14 protein-coding genes are annotated in these 24,977 nt (G+C 66.0%); 2 read left to right on the plus strand and 12 right to left on the minus strand.

Annotation, left to right across the window (positions count from 1 at the left end; translation table 11 throughout):
- Positions 1-32: 32 nt before the first annotated feature.
- The gene (locus tag CLM73_RS17250; RefSeq protein WP_105239473.1) at positions 33-833 is read left to right on the plus strand and encodes an enoyl-CoA hydratase/isomerase family protein; all 801 of its coding nucleotides are present in this window, start codon (positions 33-35) and stop codon (positions 831-833) included.
- 21 nt (positions 834-854) lie between these two features.
- The gene (locus CLM73_RS17255) at positions 855-2,126 is read left to right on the plus strand and encodes a CaiB/BaiF CoA transferase family protein (RefSeq protein ID WP_105239474.1); all 1,272 of its coding nucleotides are present in this window, start codon (positions 855-857) and stop codon (positions 2,124-2,126) included.
- Positions 2,127-2,170: 44 nt separating this feature from the next.
- Here CLM73_RS17255 and CLM73_RS17260 read toward each other — a convergent pair whose 3' ends face one another.
- The 12 genes from CLM73_RS17260 to CLM73_RS17315 all read right to left on the minus strand — a co-directional run bounded on the left by CLM73_RS17260 (position 2,171) and on the right by CLM73_RS17315 (position 24,814).
- A complete protein-coding gene (locus CLM73_RS17260; RefSeq protein WP_105239475.1) occupies positions 2,171-2,899 on the minus strand; it encodes an ABC transporter ATP-binding protein in 729 nt (242 codons plus the stop codon).
- Positions 2,896-3,699, minus strand: coding sequence for an ABC transporter ATP-binding protein (locus CLM73_RS17265; protein WP_105239476.1), 804 nt, complete (start codon positions 3,697-3,699; stop codon positions 2,896-2,898). Before CLM73_RS17265 ends, CLM73_RS17260 begins: the two co-directional genes overlap by 4 nt.
- Complete coding sequence (locus CLM73_RS17270; RefSeq protein WP_105239477.1) at positions 3,696-4,784, minus strand: ABC transporter permease subunit; 1,089 nt, start codon at positions 4,782-4,784, stop codon at positions 3,696-3,698. Before CLM73_RS17270 ends, CLM73_RS17265 begins: the two co-directional genes overlap by 4 nt.
- Positions 4,781-5,710: a branched-chain amino acid ABC transporter permease gene (locus tag CLM73_RS17275; RefSeq protein WP_105239478.1), complete on the minus strand. Its 930-nt coding sequence runs from the start codon at positions 5,708-5,710 to the stop codon at positions 4,781-4,783. Before CLM73_RS17275 ends, CLM73_RS17270 begins: the two co-directional genes overlap by 4 nt.
- A 209-nt stretch (positions 5,711-5,919) precedes the next feature.
- Entirely contained in the window at positions 5,920-7,065 is a 1,146-nt protein-coding gene (locus CLM73_RS17280) for a branched-chain amino acid ABC transporter substrate-binding protein (RefSeq protein ID WP_105239479.1), read from the minus strand.
- Between the two features lie 239 nt (positions 7,066-7,304).
- Entirely contained in the window at positions 7,305-11,126 is a 3,822-nt protein-coding gene (putA, locus tag CLM73_RS17285) for a trifunctional transcriptional regulator/proline dehydrogenase/L-glutamate gamma-semialdehyde dehydrogenase (RefSeq protein ID WP_105239480.1), read from the minus strand.
- Between the two features lie 173 nt (positions 11,127-11,299).
- On the minus strand, positions 11,300-11,983 hold the full coding sequence (locus CLM73_RS17290) for a PqiC family protein (RefSeq protein ID WP_105239481.1): 684 nt from the start codon (positions 11,981-11,983) through the stop codon (positions 11,300-11,302).
- Positions 11,984-11,989: 6 nt separating this feature from the next.
- Positions 11,990-13,654, minus strand: a complete 1,665-nt coding sequence (locus CLM73_RS17295; protein ID WP_105239482.1) for an intermembrane transport protein PqiB — start codon at positions 13,652-13,654, stop codon at positions 11,990-11,992.
- Positions 13,655-13,700: 46 nt separating this feature from the next.
- Entirely contained in the window at positions 13,701-15,017 is a 1,317-nt protein-coding gene (locus CLM73_RS17300) for a paraquat-inducible protein A (RefSeq protein ID WP_105239483.1), read from the minus strand.
- Positions 15,017-17,329 carry an ATP-dependent Clp protease ATP-binding subunit ClpA gene (gene clpA / locus CLM73_RS17305; RefSeq protein WP_199778161.1) on the minus strand — a complete coding sequence of 771 codons (2,313 nt, stop codon included), beginning with the start codon at positions 17,327-17,329 and terminating at the stop codon, positions 15,017-15,019. The genes CLM73_RS17300 and clpA overlap by 1 nt, the downstream gene beginning before the upstream one ends.
- 55 nt (positions 17,330-17,384) lie before the next feature.
- Positions 17,385-19,595, minus strand: coding sequence for a penicillin-binding protein 1C (gene pbpC, locus CLM73_RS17310; protein ID WP_105239485.1), 2,211 nt, complete (start codon positions 19,593-19,595; stop codon positions 17,385-17,387).
- Positions 19,592-24,814 (minus strand): alpha-2-macroglobulin family protein, encoded by a 5,223-nt coding sequence (locus tag CLM73_RS17315; protein WP_199778162.1) that lies wholly within the window; start codon positions 24,812-24,814, stop codon positions 19,592-19,594. Before CLM73_RS17315 ends, pbpC begins: the two co-directional genes overlap by 4 nt.
- Positions 24,815-24,977 lie beyond the last annotated feature (163 nt).

Here is a 24,977-nt window from a genome sequence, read left to right on the forward strand (position 1 = left end):
GGACGCTCCCCCGCGCATGCCAAAGGAAACCCATGACTGCTACCACTACCCCTGGAACCTCGCCCATCCTGCTCGAGCGCGACGGCGACATCGCTACCGTGGTGCTGAACCGGCCAGAAAAACTCAACGCGTTCACCATCGACAGTTGGCGGCTGCTGGGCGATACGTTTCTCAAACTGGACCGCGATGACAGCGTGCGCTGCGTGCTGCTGCGCGGCGCGGGCGAGAAGGCGTTTTCGCCCGGCAACGACATCGGCGAATTCGAGACCGCGCGCAGCAACAAGCGCCAGGCGGTGGAATACGGCGCCATCATGCGCCGCACGATCGAGGCAATCGGCGGCTGCCGCCACCCCGTGGTCGCGCAGATCCACGGCATCTGCGTGGGCGGCGGGCTGGAGATCGCCAGCCTGGCCGACCTGCGCATCTGCGGCGAAAGCTCGCGGTTCGGCGTGCCCATCAAGAATCTGGGTCTCGTGATGTCGTACTCGGAACTGGCGCCGCTGGTTCGGCTGGTCGGCCCGACCGTGGCGCTTCAGGTGCTGCTGGAAGGCAACATCTTCGACGCCGCTGAAGCCTTGCGCCTGGGCGTCGTCTCGCGCGTGGTGGCGGACGGCCAAGTGGCCGACGAGGCGCAGGCGGCCGCACGCCGGATCGCCGATGGCGCGCCGCTGGTGGCCCGCTGGCACAAGAAGTTCGTGCGCAATCTGGTGCAGGGCAAGACCCTGACCGACGCCGACCGCGACGAGGCCTTCGACTGCTTCGACACCGAGGACTTCCGCGCAGGCTATCGCGCCTTCCTGGCCAAAACCAAGCCGCAATTCACCGGCCGCTGAACGAAAGATCGAGGAACACGCATGCACAACGACACCCGCGGCTCCGGCCGCTCGCACTCCCCCGCCTCCGATGCCCCTGCCGGCGCGCTTGCCGGCATGCGCGTCATCGAGTTGTCGCAGATCATGGCCGGCCCCACCTGCGGCATGATGCTGGCCGACCTGGGCGCCGACGTCATCAAGGTCGAAAAGATCGACGGCGGCGACGATTCGCGCCAGTACCGCGACCCACAGATCAACGGCATCTCGGCGCCCTACCTGATGCTCAACCGCAACAAGCGCGCCATCGCGCTGGACCTGAAGCACCCCGATGGCAAGAAGGTGCTCCTGCGCATGATCCGCGACGCCGACGTGGTGACCGAGAACTTCCGCAAGGGAACGATGGAAAAGCTGGGGCTCGGCTACGAGACGCTGCGCAAGGAGAATCCGGGCCTGATCTACTGCGCCGTGTCCGGCTACGGCACGACCGGTCCCTTTGCGGACAAAGGCGGCTTCGATCTGGTGGCGCAGGGATTTTCAGGGCTGATGGCCATCACCGGCGAACCCGGTGGTCCGCCGCTGCGCACCGGCAACTCGGTGGCCGACATCAACGCGGGCCTGCTCGCGGCCTTCGGCGTGCTGGCCGCGTACCAGCACAAGCAGCGCACCGGCGAAGGCCAGATCGTCGAAACCTCGCTGCTGGAAGCCAGCCTGCAGCAGCTCTACTGGCACGCCGCCATCTATTTCGGCAGCGGCGTCTCGCCCGGCCCCACCGGATCGGCGCATGTGCTGAGCGCGCCGTACCAGGCGTTTCCCACGCGCACCGACTGGATCATCATCGGCGGCGCCAACGAGAAGAACTGGCAGCGCATCGCGCAGGCGCTGGGCCGGCCCGAATGGGCGGAAGACCCGCGCTTTGCCCGCAACCGCGACCGCATGCAGAACCGCGACGAATTGGTGGAGGAAATCTCCGCCATCCTGAAGACCCGTGATGCGCAGGAATGGCTGGACATCTTCGATGCCGCCGGTGTGCCCGCCGGCCCGGTGCATTCGATCGCGCAGGCGTTGTCGCACCCACAGACGCTGGCGCGTGAAATGGTGGTGGAACAGGACCATCCCGTGGCGGGCAAGGTGCGCACCGTAGGCATGCCCGTGAAACTGTCGGCCACGCCCGCCCGCTACCATCGCGCCGCGCCGCGGCTGGGCGAGGATTCCATCGCGATCCTGGGAGAATTCGGCTACGGCAAGGAAGAGATCGACGCGCTGATCGGCGCCGGGGTGGTCGCGGCCGTGGACCGTGAACCGGTGCAGGCTTAAAGAGAGGGAGCGCAAGGCGGCAAGACCGCCTTGCGTGCGCTTGATTACCCCACTTCGCCCAGGTACGCCGCGCGCACCTTGGGATCGTGCAGCATGTCGCGCGCGGGGCCGGACAAGGTGATCTCGCCCGACTCCATCACGTAGCCGCGATGGCTGTTTTCCAGGGCCAGGCGCGCGTTCTGCTCGATGAGCAGAATGGTGACGCCTTCGCTGGCAATGGTGCGCACCACTTCGAACACCTTTTCCACCATCAAGGGCGCGAGACCCATCGACGGTTCGTCCAGCAGCAGCAGCTTGGGACGCGCGATCATCGCGCGGCCCATCGCCACCATCTGCTGCTCGCCGCCCGACAGCGTGCCGGCGGCCTGCTTGCGGCGTTCGGCAAGGCGGGGGAACAAGGTGAAGACGCGATCCGTGTCCTGCCGGATCTGGGCGGCGTCGCGGCGAATGTAGCCGCCCATCGCCAGGTTTTCCTCGATGGTCAGCTGACCGAAGATGCCGCGGCCTTCGGGCACCATGACCAGGCCCTTGCGGACCAGTTCATGCGACTTCTGGCCGCCAATGGATTGCCCGGCGTAGACGACTTCGCCGCCGGCCAGCGGCACCAGTCCGCAGATGGAGCGCAGCGTCGTACTTTTGCCCGCGCCGTTGGCGCCGATCAGGCAGACCAGTTCGCCTTCGTCCACGCGCAGGTCGATGCCACGCACCGCGCGGATGCCGCCGTAGGACACTTGCAGGCCCCGCAGCTCGAGCAGGGGTTGGGATGCCGTCATGTTGCCTGGCCCTCGTTGTGGATCAGCGGATCCTGCGCGGCGCCCGCACCCAGATACGCTTCAATGACCTTGGGAACGCGCTGCACCTGGGCGGGTTTGCCCATCGCCAGCACTTTCCCGTACTCCAGCACCAGCACGCGATCGCACAGGCCCATGACGAGCTTCATGTCGTGTTCGATCAGCAGCACGGTGACGCCGTCCGCGCGGATCTTCTCGACCAGCTTGCGCAGCACCACCGTTTCCGACGCGTTCATGCCGGCGGCCGGTTCGTCCAGCGCCAACAACTTGGGATCCGTCGCCAACGCGCGCGCGATTTCCAGACGCCGCTGATCGCCATACGGGAGAGACCGCGCCACATCGTTGGTTCGATGGCCGATGCCGACGTAGTCCAGCAGCTCCTGAGCGCGCGCCTCGATGGCGGCTTCTTCGGCACGCGTCGCACGTGTGCGCAGCACGGCGCCCAGCACGCCGGCGCGGGTGCGCATGTGGCGGCCGATCATCACGTTCTCGATTGCGCTCAGGTTGGCGAACAGGCGGATGTTCTGGAAGGTGCGCGCCAGGCCCGCATAGGCGACCTCGTGCGGCTTCTTGCCCGACATGGATTCGCCGTTGAACGTGCAGGTGCCTTCCTCGGGGATGTAAAGGCCGGTCAGCACGTTGAACAGCGTGGTCTTGCCCGCGCCGTTCGGGCCGATCAGGCCGTAGATCTCGCCCTGTTCGATATCGAAACTGACGCCCGACAAGGCCTGCAGGCCGCCGAAGCGCTTGCCCAGTCCCTGGGCTTGCAGCAGTTTGCTCATGCCGCGCCTCCCTGGGTCTTGCTGGCCAGTTCGCGTTTGCGCACCGCCGATGGCCACAGGCCAGCCGGACGGAACAGCATCACGCACACCATCGCCAAGCCGAACAGCAGCATGCGTACGCCTTCCGGATCCAGCACGACTTCGCCGAACAGCTTCACCTGGACGGGCTCCACGACGGCGCGCAGGAACTCGGGCAAGGCAGCCAGGATCAGCGCGCCCAGAATGACGCCGGGAATGTGGCCCATGCCGCCGAGCACCACCATGCACAGGATCGAAATGGACTCCATGAGCGAAAAGCTTTCTGGGCTGACGAAGCCCTGCATCGACGCGAACAGCGCGCCGGCGACGCCGCCGAACGACGCGCCCATTGCGAAGGCCAGCAGCTTGATGTTGCGCGTGTTGATGCCCATCGCCTTGGCGGCGATTTCATCTTCGCGGATGGCCTCCCACGCGCGGCCGATGCGGGAATTCTGCAGCCGCACGCAGACCACGATGATGATCAGCGTCAGCGCGAGCAGCAGGTAGTAGTACTTTTCCGGCCCCGAGAAGCGGATGCCCATCAGGTTCTGCGTGCGGCCAAACACGAACTCACCGACCTTGAAGCTGTCGATGCGGTTAATGCCTTGCGGCCCGTTCGTGATGTTGATGGGCGCGTTCAGATTGTTCAGGAAGATGCGGATGATTTCGCCGAACCCCAGCGTCACGATCGCCAGGTAGTCGCCCCTTAACTTGAGTGTCGGCGCCCCCAGCAGCACGCCGAACAGGCACGCTACCGCCAGCGCGATCGGCAGGATCGCCCAGAACGGCAGGTGCAACCCGAAATGCGGCGACGCAAGCAACGCCCAGGTATAGGCGCCCACCGCGTAGAACGCGATGTAGCCCAGGTCCAGGAGGCCCGCAAAGCCCACGACGATGTTCAGGCCCAGCGCCAGCATCACATACAGCAGTGCGAAGTTCAGAAGACGGACCCAGCTTTGCCCCGCCATGCCGATCACGAACGGCAGCACGGCCAGCACGAGGCCGATCAGCGCGATGCCGATCAGGTTGCGGGTCGAGAACCCGCTTTTCTTCGGATGCGTACTCATGCGCGATCCCCCACCCGTTCACCCAGGAGACCCGAGGGACGGAAGATCAGGACGAGCACCAGCACGAAGAACGCAAACACATCCTGGTAATGGCTGCCGAGGAAGCCGCCCGTCAGGTCGCCGATGTAGCCCGCGCCCAGCGATTCGATGATGCCCAGCAGCAGGCCGCCGGCCATCGCGCCAACCAGGTTGCCGATCCCGCCCAGCACCGCGGCGGTGAAGGCCTTCAGGCCCAGCATGAAGCCCATCGTGTATTGCGACACGCCGTAATACGTGGCGACCATCATGCCGGCCACGGCCGCAAGCGCCGAGCCGATCAGGAAGGCGGCCGAGATCACCGTGTTGATGTTCACGCCCATCAGGCCCGCGACCTCGCGGTTCTGCGCGGTGGCGCGCATCGCGGTGCCGAGCCGGGTCTTGTGCACGACGGCCAGCAGTCCGCCCATGATGAGCGCCGCGATCACCACGATGGCGATCTGCAGCGAGCTCATGCGTGCGCCGGCAAACTCGAACACCCTCGGCGACAGCACTTGCGGGAAGTTCAGGTAATTGCGGCCCCAGGCCATCATCACCACGTTCTGCAGGATGATGGACACGCCGATGGCCGTGATCAGCGCCGCCAGACGCGGCGCGCGGCGCAGCGGCCGGTAAGCCACGCGTTCGGCCGTCCAGCCTACCGCCATGCACAGGGGCACGGAGACCAGCAGGCCGACGCCCAGCACCACGAAGGCCGAGGCGCCGGGATCGCCGCCCACCAGCGAAATGGCGACCGTGGTGGCCGCCATCGCGCCGATCATGACGACGTCGCCATGCGCAAAGTTGATCAGCCCGATGATGCCGTACACCATGGTGTAGCCAAGGGCGACCAGGGCGTACACGCTGCCGAGCGTGACGCCGTTAATCAGTTGTTGAATGAAGATATCCATAGGGGCCGCTGAATAAGCCTGGAAGAATCGCGCGGGGCGGCCAGGGCGCAAAGGTCTGGCCGCGCGTCGCGCGCCGCAGCGCCGGACGGCGCATGCAGAAAAAAGCGGGCGGATCGTGGCGTACGGCTAGTGGCACACGGCTAGTGGCGCACGGTTAGTGGCGCGCGGCTAGCGGCGCCAGGCCAGCTCCGCCCTGGTTTCAAGCCGGCTTAGTTAGCCTGGCTGACCATCGTTTCAACCATCTCCCATTTGCCGTTCTTGACTTCGTAGATGGTGACCGAGATTTCCTTCAGATCGCCCTTGTCGTCGTAGGAAATGTGCTCGCTCGTCGCGCCCTTGCGGTTCAGCTTGGCCAGCTTGGGCAGGTACTTTTCGGGGTCGGCGGAACCGGCCTCTTCGATGGCCGTGATCATATTCCAGGCGCCGTCGTAGGCGTACGGCGCGTAGACGCCGGGGGCCTTCTTGAAGCGGGCCTGGTATTTCTGATCGAAGTCCTTGCCCGCGGCCATCTTGTCCAGCGGCACGCCGGCCAGCGAGGCATAGGTGCCGTCGGCGGCGTCGCCGGCCAGCTTGATGAAGGTGTCGCTACGCGTCATTTCGCCGGACACCAGCGGGGCCTTCAGGCCCAGCGTGGCGAGCTGGCGCTTCATCGGGCCGGACTGTGCGTCCAGGCCGCCGTAGAAGATGGCGTCAGGCGCGGAACCCTTGATGTTGGTCAGGATGGCCGTGAAGTCGTTGGCCTTGTCGGTGGTGTATTCGCGGCGCACGACCTGGCCGCCGGCGGCCTTGACGGCCTTCTCGACCTCGTCGGCCAAGCCTTGGCCGTAGGCGGTGCGGTCGTCGATGATCGCGACCTTCTTGGCCTTCAGGTTCTGCACGATGAACTTGCCGACCGCGGCGCCCTGCTGGGTGTCGCTGGTCATCATGCGGAACGTGGTTTCGTAGCCTTGCTTGGTGTATTCGGGCGAGGTCGCCATGGCGATCTGCGGCAGGCCGGCATCGTGGTAGACACGCGACGCGGGAATCGTGGTGCCCGAGTTGAAGTGGCCCAGGATGCCCACGACGTCCTGGTCGACGAGTTGCTGGGCAACCTGCACGCCCACGCGCGGATCAGCCTGGTCGTCGCGCGACACCAGCACGAACTTGGCCGTCTCGCCATCAATCTTGATGCCCTTCTTGTTCGCTTCTTCGAGGGCCAGATTCAGGCCGTTCTGCATGTCCTCGCCGTAGTGCGATTGCGGACCGGTCAGCGGGGCTGCGAAGCCGAACTTGACGTCGGCGGCCTGCACGGCGGCCGTCATGCCGGCGGCGGCGATGCTTGCAGCGAGAAGCTTCAAAGTGGTGCGGAACTTCATGGGGAATCCTCCGAAATATCGGACTAAGGCCTTGTTATACCTGAGCTTTTAGCCAGGCTTTTGGTTTTTTACTACCGCGGGCCCAGTGATAGCCGGGTCCCGCGCATGCATTTTCTGCAGAGCCTGAATGCCGGATTGCGACAGCCAGGCCAGAGGTGCGACCGGATTTTCGTTCCAGTGCAACCTAGCCCGATATTGGAGATAACCCTCAGTTTTCCGAGGGGTACCCCTGGTCACGCTTAACCGATGGTCATGAGGCTGGCATTGCCGCCCGCCGCCGCCGTGTTGACGCTGACGGAACGCTCGGTCAAGAGGCGTTCCGGCACGTAGCTGGCGCCCGCCGCCAAGGCGTCGGAGGTCAGGCCATGCACCGCCAGGATGGGACCCGGACGCCGCGCGATGCGCTGGTTCAGCGCCTTGAGCGCGTCGCCATCACCTTCGAACAACACGGCCTGGTAGTCGGCCTCGTCGACGTCGGCATCCGGAAGGATGCCTGCCTGGCCCTGCTGATCGGCGTCCAGCGTCGCCAGCAGCGCCTGCGCGGCCGGCGTGTCCGCAAACCAGGCATGGTTGCCCGTCAGACGGGCCACGGACCACTGCGCCCGAGCGCCGGCCTCGGTGGCGGCCACGCAATACACGGCGCCTCGCGGCTCGACCATATACGTGTTGGTCTCGCCCGTCGGGCCGGGCAGCGCGATGCGCTGCGGCAGCGGCGCCGCGGCGTCCAGGGCCGGCGGCAGGCCTGCGGGGCGCGTGCCCAGCAGGCGGTACATGTACAGCGGACCGCCCGCCTTCGGACCCGTGCCCGACAGCGCTTCGCCGCCGAACGGCTGCACGCCCACCACGGCGCCCACGATGTTGCGGTTGACGTAGACGTTGCCGGCGTGAACCTGGCCCGTCACGTGCGCGATGGTTTCGTCGATACGCGTGTGCACACCGAATGTCAGCCCGTATCCCGTGCCGTTGACGGCGTCGAGCAGCGCGTCGAGTTCGTCGCGCTTGTAGCGCACCACGTGCAGCACCGGCCCGAAGACTTCACGGGTCAGCTCGCTGACGTTGTCGATCTCGATGATGGTCGGCGGCACGAAGGTGCCGTGGCGGCATTCGCCGTTAAGCTCGACCTGGTCGATGCGATGGCCGGCCGTGCGCATGGTTTCGATGTGACGCTGAATGCCGTTGCGGGCATCGGTGTCGATCACGGGGCCCACGTCGACCGACAGGCGATCCGGGTTGCCGACGGCCAGCTCGCGCATCGCGCCGCGCAGCATCGTCAGCACGTGGTCCGCGTTGTCTTCCTGCACGCACAGCACGCGTAGCGCCGAGCAACGCTGGCCCGCCGAATCGAAGGCCGAACTGAGCACGTCGAACACGACCTGCTCCGACAGGGCCGACGAGTCCACCACCATGGCGTTCTGGCCGCCAGTTTCCGCGATCAGCGGGATCGTGTGGCCGTTATCGTCCAGACGGTCGGCCAGGGTGCGGGCGATGATGCGGGCCACGTCGGTCGAGCCGGTGAACATCACGCCGCGCACGCCAGGATTGGCAACCAGTTGCGCGCCGATGGTTTCGCCGCGGCCCGGCAGCAACTGCACGGCGCCAGCGGGCACGCCGGCCGCGCGCAGGATGGCCACGGCTTGCGCCGCGATCAGCGGGGTCTGCTCGGCCGGCTTGGCCAGCACGGTATTGCCCGCCGCCAGCGCAGCAGCGACCTGACCGGTGAAGATTGCCAGCGGGAAATTCCAGGGGCTGATGCACAGCACGGTGCCCAGCGGACGGTGCGTATCGTTGCTGAATTCCTGCTCGGCCTGATCGGCGTAGTAGCGCAGGAAGTCCACGGCCTCGCGCACTTCCGCGATGGCGTTGGGCAGCGATTTGCCGGCTTCGCGCACGATGAGGCCCAGCAAGGTCTGCATCTGCTCTTCCAGCAACTGCGCCGCGCGGCGCAAGCACTGGGCACGCTCGGCGACCGGCGTGGACTGCCAGATCGGCGCGGCGTTGGCGGCGGCGCGCAGGGCGACTTCCGCATCGGCCGAGTCGGCTTCGATGACATGGCCGACCACGTCGCGCAGATTGGCGGGGTTGCGCACTTCGATTGCCTTGGCGGCATCCCAGTGCTCACTCCCTTCGCCCAGCATCGGACCGGCGCGCCACGGCGTGCCGGCGCTGGCCAAGAGCGCCGCCGACAGCGAGCCCAGGCGATGTTCGTTGCTGAGGTCCAGGCCGGCCGAGTTGGCGCGCGCGCCGTCCTGCGGATTGCCGTAGAGCTCGCGCGGCAACGGAATCTTCTCGTGCGGCGCGCCCAGCGGCGTGATGCGCGAGGCGGCTTCCACGGGGTCGGCGACCAGCGTTTCGACCGGGATGGTTTCATCGCCGATCAGGTTCACGAACGAGGTGTTGGCGCCGTTTTCGAGCAGGCGGCGCACCAGGTACGCCAGCAGCGTTTCGTGCGTGCCGACCGGCGCGTAGATTCGGCACGGACGGTTGAGCTTGCCCTGGGTCAGCGGGCCAACCACTTCTTCGTACAGCGGCTCGCCCATGCCGTGCAGGCACTGGAATTCGTACTGGCCGGGGTAGTAGTTCTGACCGGCAAGCTGATAGATCGCGGCCAGCGTGTAGGCGTTGTGCGTGGCGAACTGCGGATACACGGCCTCGGGCGCGGCCAGCAGCTTGCGGGCGCAGGCGATGTACGCCACGTCCGTGTACAGCTTGCGGGTGTAGACCGGATAGCCTTCCAGACCGTCGACCTGGGCGCGCTTGATTTCGCTATCCCAGTAGGCGCCCTTCACCAGACGCACCATCACGCGGTGACGGCTGCGGCGGGCCAGGTCGATCACGTAATCAATAACGAACGGCGCACGCTTCTGATAAGCCTGGATGACGAAGCCGATGCCGCTCCAGCCTTCCAGTTCCGGCGTGAAGCACAGCGCTTCAAGCAGATCCAGCGAGATCTCCAGGCGGTCGGCTTCTTCGGCGTCGATGTTCAGGCCGATGTCGTAGCTGCGCGCCAGGATGGTCAGCGCCTTCACGCGCGGCAGCAGTTCCGCCATGACGCGCTCGCGCTGGCCGCGCGAGTAACGCGGATGCAGGGCCGACAGCTTGATGGAGATGCCGGGGCCTTCGTAGATGCCGCGCCCCGCGGCGGCCTTGCCGATCGCATGGATGGCCTGCTCATACGAGGCGTAGTAGCGGTCGGCATCTTCCGCCGTGGTCGCGGCTTCGCCGAGCATGTCGTACGAATAGCGGAAGCCGCGCGATTCCATCTTGCGGTTGTTGGCCAGGGCTTCAGATATCGTCTGGCCCGACACGAACTGTTCGCCCATCATGCGCATGGCCATGTTCACGCCCTTGCGCACCAACGGCTCGCCGCCCTTGCCGATCAGGCGCGTCAGCGCCTTGGACAACGACTGCTCGCTGCTCACGGCCACCAGCTTGCCCGTGATCATCAGACCCCAGGTCGCGGCGTTGACGAACAGCGACTGCGAACCGCCCATGTGCGACTTCCAATCGCCGCGGGCGACCTTGTCGCGGATCAGCGCGTCGCGCGTGGCGCGGTCGGGAATGCGCAGCAGCGCTTCGGCCAGGCACATCAGCGCCACGCCTTCCTGACTGGAAAGCGAGAATTCCTGGATCAGGCCCTCGACCCCGCCACCGGTGCGCTTGCCGCGCAGCTTCTTGACCAGGCCGGCCGCCATCGCGTGCACCTTTTCCAGGTTCGGCACGCGGGCCTGGCCCAGCAGCAGCGGCACGCACTCGGGCTCGGGACGGCGATAGGCCGCCGTGATGGCGGCGCGCAGCACGGACTGCGGCTGCACGTCCTGCCCGAATTCATAGAACGGCGGCGTGGGCGCGGCATGGGATTCGGCCGCATCCTCTTCACCCGCGGCATCCGCGCTCAGGTGGGACATCTCGGCGGGGAGATGACCGCGCTCGATCTTGTCCAGATAGGACAGGATCGCTTGCTTGTGCAGCCAGTGCGGCGTGCAGTTGAGCTTGTTGGCGGCGGCTTTCAGGCGGTCGCGGAGTGCATCGTCGACTTTGACGCCGAGGGTCGTGCTGGCCATAAGAGATTGCTTCCTGTCGCATGGCAAAGGTGTAACTGGGCCCGATCGGAACCCAGTATGGGTAGGACCGTATGCTAGACAGGTTGCAACCGCGTTTGTATTAAGGTTAACCCTAGGTTGAACCTAGTTAACCGCTTGAGATCGCGAGGTTTATCCCAAGGACTCGGGGCGGATCATTCCTTCAGCGCGGAACATCCCATCATCTGGACCGAGCCGGACCCCGCCGGGGTCTGGCCGCGAATGGCTGCCGCCATGACGCCCGCCAGGCTCACCACCGCGCGCTGTTGCGCGGCGATCAGGGTGGGAATGGCGTCATCGGAAACGTCTTCGGTGACAACGCTGCGGCACAACAGGCCCGTGCCCTTGGTGTCGACGGGCCGCACGCGCCACGTGGCATCCAGTTGCGCCATGCTGCCGGACACCATTTCAAACCGCTGCACGTCGGTCTGCACGCGCCAGATCGGCGCCCCCGGCCCCGGCTTGACCATCTGCACATCGAGCGCGCCCAGATCGCGCTTGAGCGCATCGGACAAGGCATTGCGCAATTCGTCGCCCAGCGGCGAACTCCAGCGCTCGGAATACAGGGCGGAAATGCTGCCGTCGCCGGTGCGCACCATGAGTTGCGGCTGATCGGCCTGCGTGGACAACGTGACGGCCTGCACCTCGATCAGGAACGACGCCGAGCCCGGCGCGGCGCCGGACGCCGCCGAACGCTCGGGCGTCTGCAGCGTGTAGTAATGAACGGGCGGCGACGACCCGCAGGCCGCCAGCGCGCCGGACAGCGCCAGCACGGCCAGCGCGGCGCGGGCGCGTCCGTTGCGGGACGGGGTTGCGGAGCAAGAGAGTCGGCTTTTCATGAGCGTCTAGTTCCTGACTGGGCCGGCGCCCGGGATGGGGTCTTCGCCTCTGCCGCGCAGCAGGGCTTCGGGGTTGGATTGCAGGAAGTCGGCCAGCGCGCGCAGCGATCGCGCCGCGCGGCTCAGTTCCTGCATCGCCCGTTCGGTATTGACCGGCAGCGAGGCGTCGGAGGCCAGCAGCGAGTTGATGTTCGCCATCGAGTCCTTGGCCGCCTTGAGCGCCTTCTGCGCCTCGGGCGCCACCTGCTTGTCCAGGCGATTCATCAGCTTGGACGTGCTGGCCAGCGTGGCGCGCAGATCCTCGCCGATCTTGTCGAACGGAATCTTCTCGATCTTGGTGACGATGTTGGTGACCTGCTGCTGGAGCTGGTCCAGATTGCCCGGCACCGTGGGGATGATCGCGGGCTCGGACATCACGAACTCGACGGGCTTGGCGTTCGGCACGTTGTCCAGCACCACGTAAAGCTGGCCGGTCAGCAGGTTGGCGGTGCGCAATTGCGCGCGCAGCCCATGCTTGATCATCACGCCCAGCAAGCGGCCGCCTGCCACGTCGCCTTCCTTGATCGCCCGCTCGCGCACCTCTTCGTAGACGCGGCCCAGCCGTTCCGGATACAGGGTGGCGTCCACCAGCGAGTAGAAGCGCTTGGTGGCGGGATCGAAGTCCAGCGTGATCTGCGTGACGTCGCCCAGCGTGATGCCGTTGAAGTCAACCGGCGCCCCCACGGCCAGCCCGCGGATCGACTGGTCAAAGCGCATGCGGATCGGGAAGGCTTCGCCGTCCGGATTGGCCTTGGCCGCGGCCTCGGTGGCGTACAGGTCGAACTCGGTGTCGGCCTTGGCGGCCGCTTCGCCATCGCGGGCGTTCTGCACGGACGCGAACGCCACGCCGCCCACCGCCATCGACACGAGCGATTGCGTGCGCACCTTCAGGCCGTCGGCGTTAACGCTGAAGTCCACGCCGCTGGCATTCCAGAAGCGGGTGCCATTGGTGACGAACTTGTCGTTGGGCGCATCGACGAACACCTCGACGTTCACGGCGCTGCCGTTGTCGTCCAAGGCGTAGCCGATCACGCGGCCCACGTTGATGCGGCGGTAATAGACGGGCGAGCCGATATCGAGCGAACCCAGGTCCGAGGCCTTGAGCATGAAGCGCTTGCCCGCGCGATCGTGGGTCACGGCGGGCGGGGTTTCCAAGCCTTCGAAAGACAGTTTGGTGGCGCGGTTGCTGGTGTCCTTGCCCTCTTCCGCATCCACGCCGATGTAGGCACCCGACAGCAAGGTGCCCAGGCCCGAGACGCCGCTTACGTCCAGCCGCGGGCGCACCACCCAGAAGTTGGTGCCTTCTCGCGCCAAATCAGAGACTTGCTTGGACAGCTCGGCTTTCACGACCACCTTGCTGCGGTCGGAATTAAAACCAATGGATTTGACCGTGCCGATATTCACGTCCTTGTAGCGAAGCTGGGTCTTGCCCACTTCCAGGCCTTCGGCAGTATTGAAAGAGATGGAAATGTCAGGGCCAGCCTGCATCCAGGTCCGCACGACCAGCGACAGGCCCATCAACGCGGCCACGACGGGGACCAGCCAGATCCAGGAGATCCGGCTTTTCTTCTTGCGCGAGATCGCGGGCGACGCGAACTTCTCTTCACCAGATCCGGGGGCTTGCTCGGACATCTACTTTTTCCTTTTCTGAGCGGAAAACAACGGCGGGAGGCCTTTCCTAGCCCACTTGCTTGCCGGAGACGGACACCGGCGCATGCCGGCCCTCCACCGGCGCTGATTCAATTTCAGACTGACCTTCAAGGTCCCAGCTACGGCGCAGATCGAAGCTCATGGCCGCCAGCATGGTCAGGATGACGACCACGCCAAACGCCGCGGCGCCGGCACCGGCGCTGATCTCCATCAAGCCCTGAAAGTCGGCCAGCGCCGCCAGCAATATAACGACAAATACATCCAGCATCGACCACTGGCCAATGAATTCAACCATCTGATACAACCGCGTACGCGCCCCCAGATTGGTTGTGCTACGCCATTGCTCAGTAAGCAGCAGCAAGATAAGTGCCAACAGTTTGGTCAGCGGCACCGCCACGCTGGCGATGAACACGATCAGCGCAATGTCCCACGAGCCCATCTGCCAGAGCTCCACGACGCCACCCAGAATGGTGTGCGCGCTGTCGCCCAGCAGCGAACTGACCTTCATCACCGGCAGCACGTTCGCGGGAATGTAGAACACCACGGCCGCCAGCAACAGCGCCCAAGTGCGCGCCACGTGATCGGGCTTGCGGTAATGCACCACCGCGTCGCAGCGCACGCAGTGATGGTGCGCCTCGGGATCGGCGTCCCGCGGCAGGGCCTGTACCTGGCCGCAGACGTGGCAACCGGTCAACACGACGTCGGACCCCGCCTCGGGCACATGCACGGGCACCACGCCGACGGATTCGGCATACCGCCACAACACATGGGGCGACAACCTGCCCAGCATCGTCAGCAGGACGGTCAGCACGCCGAACGCGGCCAGACCGATGCCCGGCGCCACCGCGGCCATCCCCGCCAGTTTCACCACGGCAACCAGCACCCCCAAAAGGAACACCGGCACCATGCACCACGGCCGCAGCGCGCCCAACAGGCGCATGGCGGCGTGGAAATCCGCCGGCTCGCGGCCCCGCGACAACGGGCCCAGCACCCACAGCAGCACAGTGAGTTGCAGAAGCGGCAGCGCGAAGCCCGCCAGGCCGGTCATGATGGACACGAGCCAATGGCCTTGGCGCCAGGTAATGGAAATGGAGTCCAGCAGAGAAGCCTGCTGCACCATGCCCTGCACGGACATCGAAGCGACCGGGTAGGCATTGGCCACCCCGAAGACGATCAGGGCAGTGATGGCGAGCGCCAGCCAATTGGACAAAGTAAGCCCGCTGTAGCGCCAGAGCACGGCGCCGCAGCGGGCACAATTGGCAGTCTCGCCAGGTTCAAGCTGATGTCGGCGATAAATGCTTGCGCAGTGTTCGCATTCGATCAGCGGCTGGCGGTCCGCGGTCATCAGTCGACGAGTTCGACTTCCTGCTTGTCCGGCGCATCCGACGAAGGCGGCTTGCCGCTGTCGTCAAAGTCCAGCGTGACCTTGCCCGACTCGTCCAGATCCACCGTGACCGAGCCGCCGTCGACCAGCTTGCCAAACAGCAGCTCGTCGGCCAGCGCACGCCGGATGGTGTCCTGAATAAGACGTTGCATGGGACGCGCGCCCATCAGCGGATCGAACCCCTCCTTGGCAAGGTGTTCACGCAGGCGCGTGGTGAATACGGCTTCCACGCGACGCTCGTGCAACTGGTCTTCAAGCTGCATGAGGAACTTGTCCACGACGCGCATGATGACCTCGTGGTCCAGCGCGGCAAAGGGAATGATCGCGTCCAGGCGGTTGCGGAATTCAGGGGTGAACATGCGGCGGATTTCCGCCATTTCGTCGCCCACCATCCGCGAATTCGCAAAACCGATCGACGGACGGTTCAAGGTCTCGGCGCCCGCGTTGGTCGTCATGATGAGAATGACGTTGCGGAAGTCTGCCTTGCGGCCGTTGTTGTCGGTCAGCGTGCCGTGGTCCATGACCTGCAGCAGGATGTTGAACACATCCGGATGCGCCTTTTCGATTTCGTCGAGCAGCAGCACGCAGTGCGGCTGCTTGGTGATCGCCTCGGTGAGCAGGCCGCCCTGATCGAAACCCACGTATCCCGGCGGCGCGCCGATCAGGCGCGACACCGCGTGGCGTTCCATGTATTCCGACATGTCGAAACGCAGCAGTTCGACGCCCAGCGTGAATGCCAGTTGACGCGCGACCTCGGTCTTGCCCACGCCCGTGGGGCCCGACAACAGGAAGGCGCCGATCGGCTTTTCCGGCTTGCCCAGGCCCGAGCGCGCCATCTTGATGGCGGCGGACAGCGCGTCAATGGCGCCATCCTGACCAAACACCACCGTCTTCAAGTCGCGATCCAGCGTGGCGAGCTTGCTGCGGTCGTCGTTGGAGACGGACTGCGGCGGGATGCGCGCGATCTTGGAAACGATGTTCTCGATATCGACCTTGCCGATCACCTTCTTCTGGCGCGAACGCGGCAGCAGACGTTGCGCGGCGCCGGCCTCGTCGATCACGTCGATGGCCTTGTCGGGCAGGTGGCGGTCATTGATGAAGCGCGCCGACAGTTCGGCCGCAGCCGACAGCGCCGCAGCCGAATAGCGCACGCTGTGGTGCTCTTCGAAGCGGCTCTTCAGGCCGCGCAAGATTTGCACGGTCTGTTCGATGCTGGGCTCGGGCACGTCGATCTTCTGGAACCGGCGCGACAGCGCGTGATCTTTTTCGAAGACGCCACGATATTCGGTGTAGGTGGTTGCACCGATGCACTTCAACTGCCCCGACGACAAGGCCGGCTTGAGCAGGTTGGAGGCATCCAGCGTACCGCCCGACGCGGAACCGGCGCCGATCAGCGTGTGGATTTCGTCGATGAACAGGATCGCATCGGGATTACCGCGGATCTGCTTGAGCACGCCTTTCAGACGCTGTTCGAAATCGCCGCGGTACTTGGTGCCGGCAAGCAACGCGCCCATGTCCAGCGAAAAGACCTGAGCGGCCTGCAGGACTTCGGGCACTTCGCCGCGCGTGATGCGCCAGGCCAGGCCTTCCGCGATGGCGGTCTTGCCAACGCCGGCTTCGCCCACCAGAAGCGGGTTGTTCTTGCGGCGGCGGCACAGCACCTGAATGACGCGCTCGACTTCGTGCTCGCGGCCGATCAGGGGATCGATGCGGCCGGCCAGCGCGGCGGCGTTCAGGTCGGTGGCGTACTGATCCAGCGGCGACTGACGCGAATCGCCCTGCTCTTCACCATTGGGCTGTTGCTCTTTCTGCACGGCGGCGGACTCCACCTGCGGCTGTTTGGTAATGCCATGGGACAGGAAATTGACCACATCCAGGCGCGTGACGCCCTGCTGTTGCAGGTAGTACACGGCGTGCGAGTCTTTTTCGCCAAAAATGGCCACCAGCACGTTCGCGCCCGTGACGGGCTTCTTGCCCGTGCCGCCGGCGGAGACGTGCATGATCGCGCGCTGAATGACGCGCTGGAAACCCAACGTGGGCTGCGTGTCGACTTCGGCGCCGCTGGGAATTACCGGCGTGTTTTCCGAAACGAACTGGCGCAGGTTGCGGCGCAGATCATCCAGGTTGGCTGCGCAGGCGCGCAGGACCTCGACCGCCGAAGCGTTGTCGAGCAACGCCAACAGCAGGTGCTCGACGGTAATAAATTCGTGCCGGGCCGAACGGGCCTCGACGAAAGCCATATGCAGGCTGACTTCAAGCTCTTGAGAAATCACGCTTCCTCCGTAACGCATCGAAGCGGGCTAATACACGATTCATATTCTATGCCGATCATGGCGTAACGCCAGCGATTTCAAAAACCACACTGTCGTGCCGGCCATGTGTATCCATGACGGTTAGCGTATACCGGCCGTCGTGCGCCAGCACCAAATTAAACGGATGACCCGCGGCGCCATGACTTGCGACACGACCATCGAGCATCCACCATACTTCGCCTTCAGCGCCCTGGACATCGACGTCCAGCGCGACTTGCCGCATGCCGGGCACGGGCCGCAGCACCGAGCCGTTGGCCACGCCGCCGAGCCGCAGCGGACCCTGGGTGGCATCGGCATAACCGGCAAACGACGGCGGCGCCGTTTCATTGAGCATCCATGCTGCGCGCTGCTCAGGACACGTGCCCGAGGGCTCGCTGCCCAACCTGTAACCCAGGGGCCAGCATGTCACCACCGCCTGCACCGTTTCGGGCCTGACGCGGACTTGCTGGGCGCCTTCGGGCAATGCCGCCACAATATCTTGCAGTAGCGGCGCCGCCACATTCGCCCCGAAAAATCCCGGATTCGGCGTACCGTCGGGCCTGCCGACCCATACGCCGATCGTCCATCTGTCGGTCACTCCGACTGCCCAGGCGTCCCGGAAACCGAAACTGGTCCCGGTTTTCCAGGCCAGTTGCCGGCCGGGATTGCCCGACTGGTAAAACGGCCGGTCCGGGTGTCCACCGCCTTCGAGGATGTCCCGGACGATCCAGGCCGCGCCAGGACTCATCATACGGGACTCGACAAGGGGCTGCTCCGGCCTGAGACGGGGCCGCCCCGAGACGCCGTCCCGGGCCAACGCGCGATAAGCGCCGACCAGTTCTTCCAATGTGGTGCCACCCCCGCCCAAAATCAAGCTCAGATTTGGCTCGGCGCCCGCAGGCATGCGTAACTTGACGCCGCCCGCCAGCATAACCGAGGCAAAACTGACCGGCCCGACCCGGTCCAGCAGGTCCACGGCGGGCACGTTCAGCGACCGCTGCAGCGCCTGCGCCACGCTGATCGGCCCCGCGAAGGCGGCCTGGAAATTGCCGGGCGCGTAACCGCCGAACGACATCGGTGCGTCCATCAGCAAGCTTTCCGAATGGATCAGTCCCTCGTCCAGGGCCTGGGCATACAGAAAAGGCTTGAGCGTCGACCCCGGCGAACGCACGCCGCGCACCATGTCCACGTGCGAGTAGCGGGAATCATCGGAAAAATCCGCCGAACCGGCGTAGGCCTTGATCTCCAGCGTATCGTTGTCCATCACCAGCACCGCCATCGACACCTTCGGCGGAAGGTTATCGACCCGGTCCAGCAACATTTGTTCCACCGATGCCTGCATGTCGGCATCCAGCGTGGAAGTGACTAGCGGTGGCCGCCCGCCTGCGCGGCGTGCACCGCCCGCTTCAAGGAGCAGGCGCTGCGCCGCCAGAGGCGCGAGCCAGCGCGCCCGCAAGGGTGGCGCAATGACGGTTTCGATCTTGGCGTCGGCGACCTCGGCCGGGGTCCAGCGGCCCAGTTCGGCCATGCGGTCCAGCACCTTGTCACGGGCAGCCTGAGCGGCCTCGGGGTGGCGATCGGGTCGCAGCCGCGACGGCGCCTGCGGCAAGGCGGTCAGCATGGCGGCCTCGGCCGGGCCCAGGTCGCGGGCCGGCTTGCCCAGCCAGAGCCGCGCCCCCATTTCAACGCCCTCGACAATGCCACCCATCGGCGCATGCGTCAGATACAGCGAAAGAATCTCGTCCTTGCTGTAGTGCATTTCCAGCTGCACGGCGCGCCACGCCTGTCGCAGCTTGGCCGACATCGTGCGCGACGGCTTGCCCGCCAGTTGCGGATCGATCAGCCGCGCCACCTGCATGGTCAGCGTGGATCCGCCGGACACGATGCGGCGGTTGGTGGCCCACTGCCAGCCCGCGCGCGCGAGCGCCACGGGGTTCACGCCCGGATGCCAGTAGAACCAGCGGTCCTCGTAGGTCAGGAGCGTTTCCAGATAGTGGGGGGAGACCTGATCGGGCTGGACTGGATAGCGCCAGATGCCGTCGCGGCTGGGATAGTTACGCAGCGGCGTGCCGTCGGCGGCGACGACGACCGCCGCCCCGCCCGAGTCGATGGGGGGCAGCGGATACAGACGGTCGAGCGCGAATAACAACGCGGCCAGCGCTGACAACGCGCTGGCCGCGAAGATGCCGCGCCGCCGCCAGCGGCGGGCGCGCGATGCGCCCGCCCGGCAAGCAGCGGCGGCGTTCAAGGACGCTTGGCGCCGCGATCGCGGATTTCGACCGTGCTCCATTGCTCACCCACGCCACGGATTTCGGGCCGGTACATATCTTCGGCCACCGTCGACGGCACCGCGTAGCGGCCCGGCGTCACGACGCGCACCAGATAGAACACGTCCACCTTGCCACGGCCCAGCGATACCGCCGCGACGTAGCGGTCGTCGCGGAACTCGCGATGCTTGATGTTGGAATCCGACATCGCGTCGGCCACGCGGCGTCCGCCAATCGACCAGTCCTGCATCTCGGGGCTCTGCGACAGGTTGAGGTTTTCGACCTCGAAGCCTGCCGGCACGCGGTCAACCAGCAGCCCGTCCGGGATGTTCTGGTTGGCGCTGGCCTGCACCCACACCACCAGCATGTCGCCGGTCTGCAGGGTGCCGCCATCCCACGGGCGGCCGTCCGGACGGTACCAGCCGCGCTTGAGCTGGATGATGTCGTTGCGCGGTGCGGGGGTCGCGGTCGGGCTGCCCTGGATGTCGTATTCGACAAACAGCGATTGGCTGCCCGTGTTCTGCAACTGCGTGCCGGCCAGATCGGCGGCAGACAGCGAGACCGTCTGATCGCTCTTGCCGCCGGTCAACGGCTTGCGCTCGCCGTTGACGGTCAGCACCGCTTCCCACGGCGTGTTCTTGCTGCCGCCCGCGGCGCGCGCGGCCAGCAGCAGGGCCATCTGCTCCTGCGTGGACAGGTACGAACGGTTGCCCAATCGGCTGGACAGCTGATTCAGCAGGTTCTCACTGCGCTCGTGGCGCAGTTCGTACTGCGAGACCAGCGCGTAAGACAACGCGTAGTCGCGCACGCTGCTGCCGTAGTCGCCCATCCATTCGTCGTAGTAGGCGCTGCTGCGGTTGTTGATGTTGATGCCATAGGCACGCGTCATGGCCAGGTCAAGCGCCTGTTTCATGCGCCCTTCGTCGCCCATCAGCTTGAAGGCGGCGGCCAGTTGCACCAGCGGCAGCGGCGAGCGCGCGCGTTCCTGGTAATTGTCGAAAAGCTGACGCACGGTCGACAGCGGCGCCTTCTTGTCGCGCGCCAGCACGAGCGCGGCGGTGGCCAGGCCGGCGAAGCGGCGATGGTCTTCGCGCAGCACGTTGGCGTCGCTGCTGTCGATGCGGTTGGCCTCGACGTTGCGGCGCAGGTTGGCCGACCACGTGCCGAATGCGCCCGCGCTCTGCTGCACCTGCTCCAGCAACCAGGTCCGCGAGCGGTCCAGCGACGCGTCGGGCACGTCGAAACCGCGGTCCCGGGCATCCTGCATGAAGCCCACGGCATAAGCCGTCAGCCACACATCGCGCGAGGACGCGCCGCTCCAGAGGTTGTACGAACCGACCGAGTTGCGCATGCCCGACAGGCGGCCGATGGCGCCCGCCACCTTGGCGGCGCGTTCGGCCTCGGTGCGCGGCTTCAGGCCGAACTGCTTGGCGGCATCCTCATCCAGCATCACCCACGGCATGGTCGCGCTGATGGTCTGCTCGGTGCATCCATACGGATAGTTGAGCAGGTCCTCGACCAGGCGGTTGACGTTGAAGGGCGGACGGTTGGACACGGTCAGGCTGATGGTCGTCGAGTCCGGGTAATAGGACGCGGCCCACGAAGCCTGCGCCGATTGCGACTCGCCCGGATTCAGGCGCAGACGCCGAACCTGGCGCTCGGGCGCGTGTGCCGGCTGCACCTGCAGCACGGACTCGCGCACGATGCGGATCGGCTGGGCGCCGCCTTGCCCGTCCACCGTCAGGCGCATCAGACCAAGGCCGTAGGAACCGGTGGTCGTCGCCGTGAAGCGCAACGTCGTGCGCTGCTTGTCCTTCAGCGTGACGGTGCGCACGCCATCGACGATGGCCAGCGGATCCAGGGCTTCGAGCTTGACCGAGATCTTCTGCTCGGCGCCGCTCAGGTTGGTGACGTCCAGCGCAATGGCGGCCTGGTCGCCCGGCGTGATGAAACGCGGGGTGTTCAGTTCCGCCACGATCGGCGCGGCCACCACCATTTCGGCGTCGGTGCTGCCGTAGTTGTCAGGCGTGAACGCCACGGCCATCAGGCGCAACGTGCCATTGAAGTCGGGCAGGTCCAGCGGGATGTCCGCTTCGCCTTGCGCGTTGAGCGCAACGGGGCCCGAGAACAGGTCCACCAGCTTGACCTTCTTGGGCAGGCTCTTGCTGTCACCGCGCATCGCGGCGTCACCGCCCCACTTCAGCTTGCCCTTCGTGCCGTCCATCTTCTCGATGAGCTTGCCATACATGTCCAGCAACTCGGGCGCGTAGCGGTGCTTGCCGAAGAAGTAATCCAGAGGATCGGGCGTGGCGTACTGGTTAATGTTGAGAATGCCCACGTCGACCGCGGACAGCGTCACCATCGCCTGCTTGCCCTGCGCGCCGTCGACCTTGACGCGCACGGTCGTCTTGGTCTCCGGCACGGCCTTGGGTGCGGCGGTGAGCTTGACGTCCAGCTTGCGGTCGGCGCTGGCGATCGGCAGGAATGCCAGGCCCAGCGCGCGGGCCGGCGTGACGCGGTCGCCTTCGCTGCCCGGGCGGAACACCGCCGCGGCCACGTACAGGTCGTGACGCTTCCATTCCTTGTCGACCGGAATCTCCACCTCGGTGCCCGTTGCCTTAACGGCCACCCACTTGGACCACAGCATGCGGTCGCCTTCGACGGTGATGAGCGCCTGGCCATCATGCGGCGGCGTCAGCGTCAGCTTGACGGTGTCGCCCGGCTTGGCGGGGACGCCTTCCAGCTTCATCTGCACGCGGTCCGGACGATTGCCCATGGCATCGGCGTCCTGCGCGTTCCAGCCGGCGTAGAAGCGATAGCGCATCGTTTCGCCGGTTTCCGGATCCGTGATTTCCAGACGGTAGCGGCCCCACTTGACCGGAACGGTCAACTGGGAGCGGTCTTTCAGCGCGATCTCGCGCGAGTCGACCAGTTCTTCGGTTTCGGTATAGCCGCTGTTCCAGCCGCGCTGGTCGTCGAACCGCCAGTAGTACTGGCGCTCTTCGCGGAACAGACGCATCTGCGCCTGCGCGAGCGGCTCGATCTTGCCTTGCGCGTTGGCGCGGATCACTTCAAAGCCAGCCGGCGCGTTCTCGCGGGCCACGTCGCTGTCGAACTGCGGACGGACGGCGATCAGCTTGTCGGCGGGCCAGACGGAGCGCTCGATCGAGCGGACCACCGGGCGGCCGCCGGATTCCAGCAGGCTGGCGGACACACGGACCTTCATCGGCGAATGCGTGCCGGCGGCGTTCGGGTTCACGTCGAGCTGCGCGCGGCCCTTGTCGTCCAGCGCGGACTCCGGCAGTTCGCCGAAGCTGCGGCGCGTGTCGTCGGCCACATCGCCAAAGATGAAGCCCGGCCATTGCTGGGCCAGTGCGAAGCGGTCTCGCTTGACCTGGAAGGTCGCCAAGAGGCGGTTGCCCGCGGCGGGCGCGCCGTACAGGTAGTCGCCCTGCACGTCGACGGTCAATTCCTCGTCGGGGGACAGCACGTCCTGGTCCGAGGTCAGCGCCATCTTCATGCGTTCGGGCAGGAATTCTTCCACCTGGAACTTCCACGAGGCGTCCGGGGCGCGCGAGGACGGATCCACGCGCAACTCCAGCAGCCACGTGCCGGTCTGCGCATCCAGGGGCAGATCGATCGCGCGCTCGACGTAGCCGGGCAGATCCTTCTGCGGTTGCCACAGCGCGGTCTGCACCGTGCGGCCATCCGGACGCTTGAGGGTCGCGGTCAGCGGCGACGGCGTCAGCACGCGGCCGTCCAGGTCGCGCGGCAGCACCGATACGTGGAACGTTTCGCCGGGGCGGTACAGGTTGCGGCCGGCGTAGACAAACAGATTGTTCGCGCGCGACGCGTGGCCGCCCGTATCGAACTCGGACAGGTCCAGCGCCGGTTCACCCAGCGCCAGCACGGTCATTTCCTTGTCGCGCGAGGCGCGAATTACGCGGGCATTGGCAAAGCTGCCGTCAAAGCGGACATGGCCCTGCGCATCGGCGGCGGCCTTGGCCAGCGGCTTGCCGGCGCCGTCCACCAGTTCAAACACGGCGCCCGAAATGGCCTGGCCGGACTTCAGCGACACCGAATACGCTTCGATGCGGTCGCTGTAGCGGCGCGCGTGCAGGCCGATGTCGCTGACGTAGAAATAGGTGACCTGGTATTCGTAGCGGAAACGGCCCGGCTGGCTCATGACCGCAACGTAGATGCCCGGCTCCTGCAGTTCCTTGATGCCCTCGACGGGCAGGAACGTGACGTGGCGGCGGTTCGGTTTGTCGTCGGTGACGAAACGGCCTTGATAGACGCTGGTCGTCAGCGAATTCAGCCGGTCCAGGTCCCAGTTGCTGACCGAGCCCTTCAGGCTGCGATTGCCGGCATAGCGCCAGTCGTTTTCGTCATAGTTGCCGTCGTCCTCGTCTTCCGAGGCGGCGGGGGTGCGACCCACGCCCAGGACAGCGTCAAAGAGTTCGGGCACGCGGTCGGGGGACACGCGCAGGAACTGCACGTCGACCTCCGGCACGTTGACCGTGGCCACCGGCAGACCGCCGTTCTGGCCAGCCGGCAGCACCACGCCGCGGCTCGCGAAGTAGAACGACGGCGGCATGGCCTGCGTGCTGACTTCGCAATGCGACGCCTCGGTCAGCGCGACCTTGTCGCCCGCCCCGGGCAGGCCCGAACGGACCGTGATGGCATAGGAGCGCTGCGGCTGCACATAGGGGAAGTACACCACACGCGGGTTGTCGCCGACGACCCAGTTGCCCTTGAGGATCTTGCCCTTGGGCGCGGAATCGCCAGGTCGAACCGAGGCCGGCTGCTGGCCCGGCGCGGCGGCCGATTCGCTGTCCTCGTCGGCCTTGCCGGCCGTCGAACCCGTATCGGTCACCTGAAGGAAAGCGTCCAGATTGCTCTTGGCATTCACCGGCTGCGTGAAGGTCACGGCCAGCGACAAGGCATCGTTATATTGGCGGGGTTGGCAATTCAGGGCCGCGAAGGGGTCCGCCGCGCCCACCGTTGCGGTGGCAGGCAGTGTTGGCGTCGCGCTGCTCGCCGCCTGCGCGGCCGGGGCGGTTGCTGCCTGCGTCGCCAGCACTGCAACCGTGCTTGCCGGCCGCTGCCCCTTGCCCATCCACCAGCCCGCGCCAATCGCGCCGACCACCACCGCGACCCCGGCTACAGTCAGCCAGGTCTTGTTGAACTTTCCACTCACGGCGAAACCTCCCCGCCCACTAGAATGCAACGCTCCTTAGCGGCGGAGCTGCCGACCCGCAAGTGCCGCGCGCTTCCCGTTACGCGGCAAAACCGTTCATCCCGGTACCCGGGATGCAACCGGCAGCACAACGCCGCCATTGCTGGCGGCGCTGTATTTTGTC

This window comes from Achromobacter spanius (assembly GCF_002966795.1).
Lineage (GTDB): Bacteria > Pseudomonadota > Gammaproteobacteria > Burkholderiales > Burkholderiaceae_B > Achromobacter > Achromobacter spanius_D.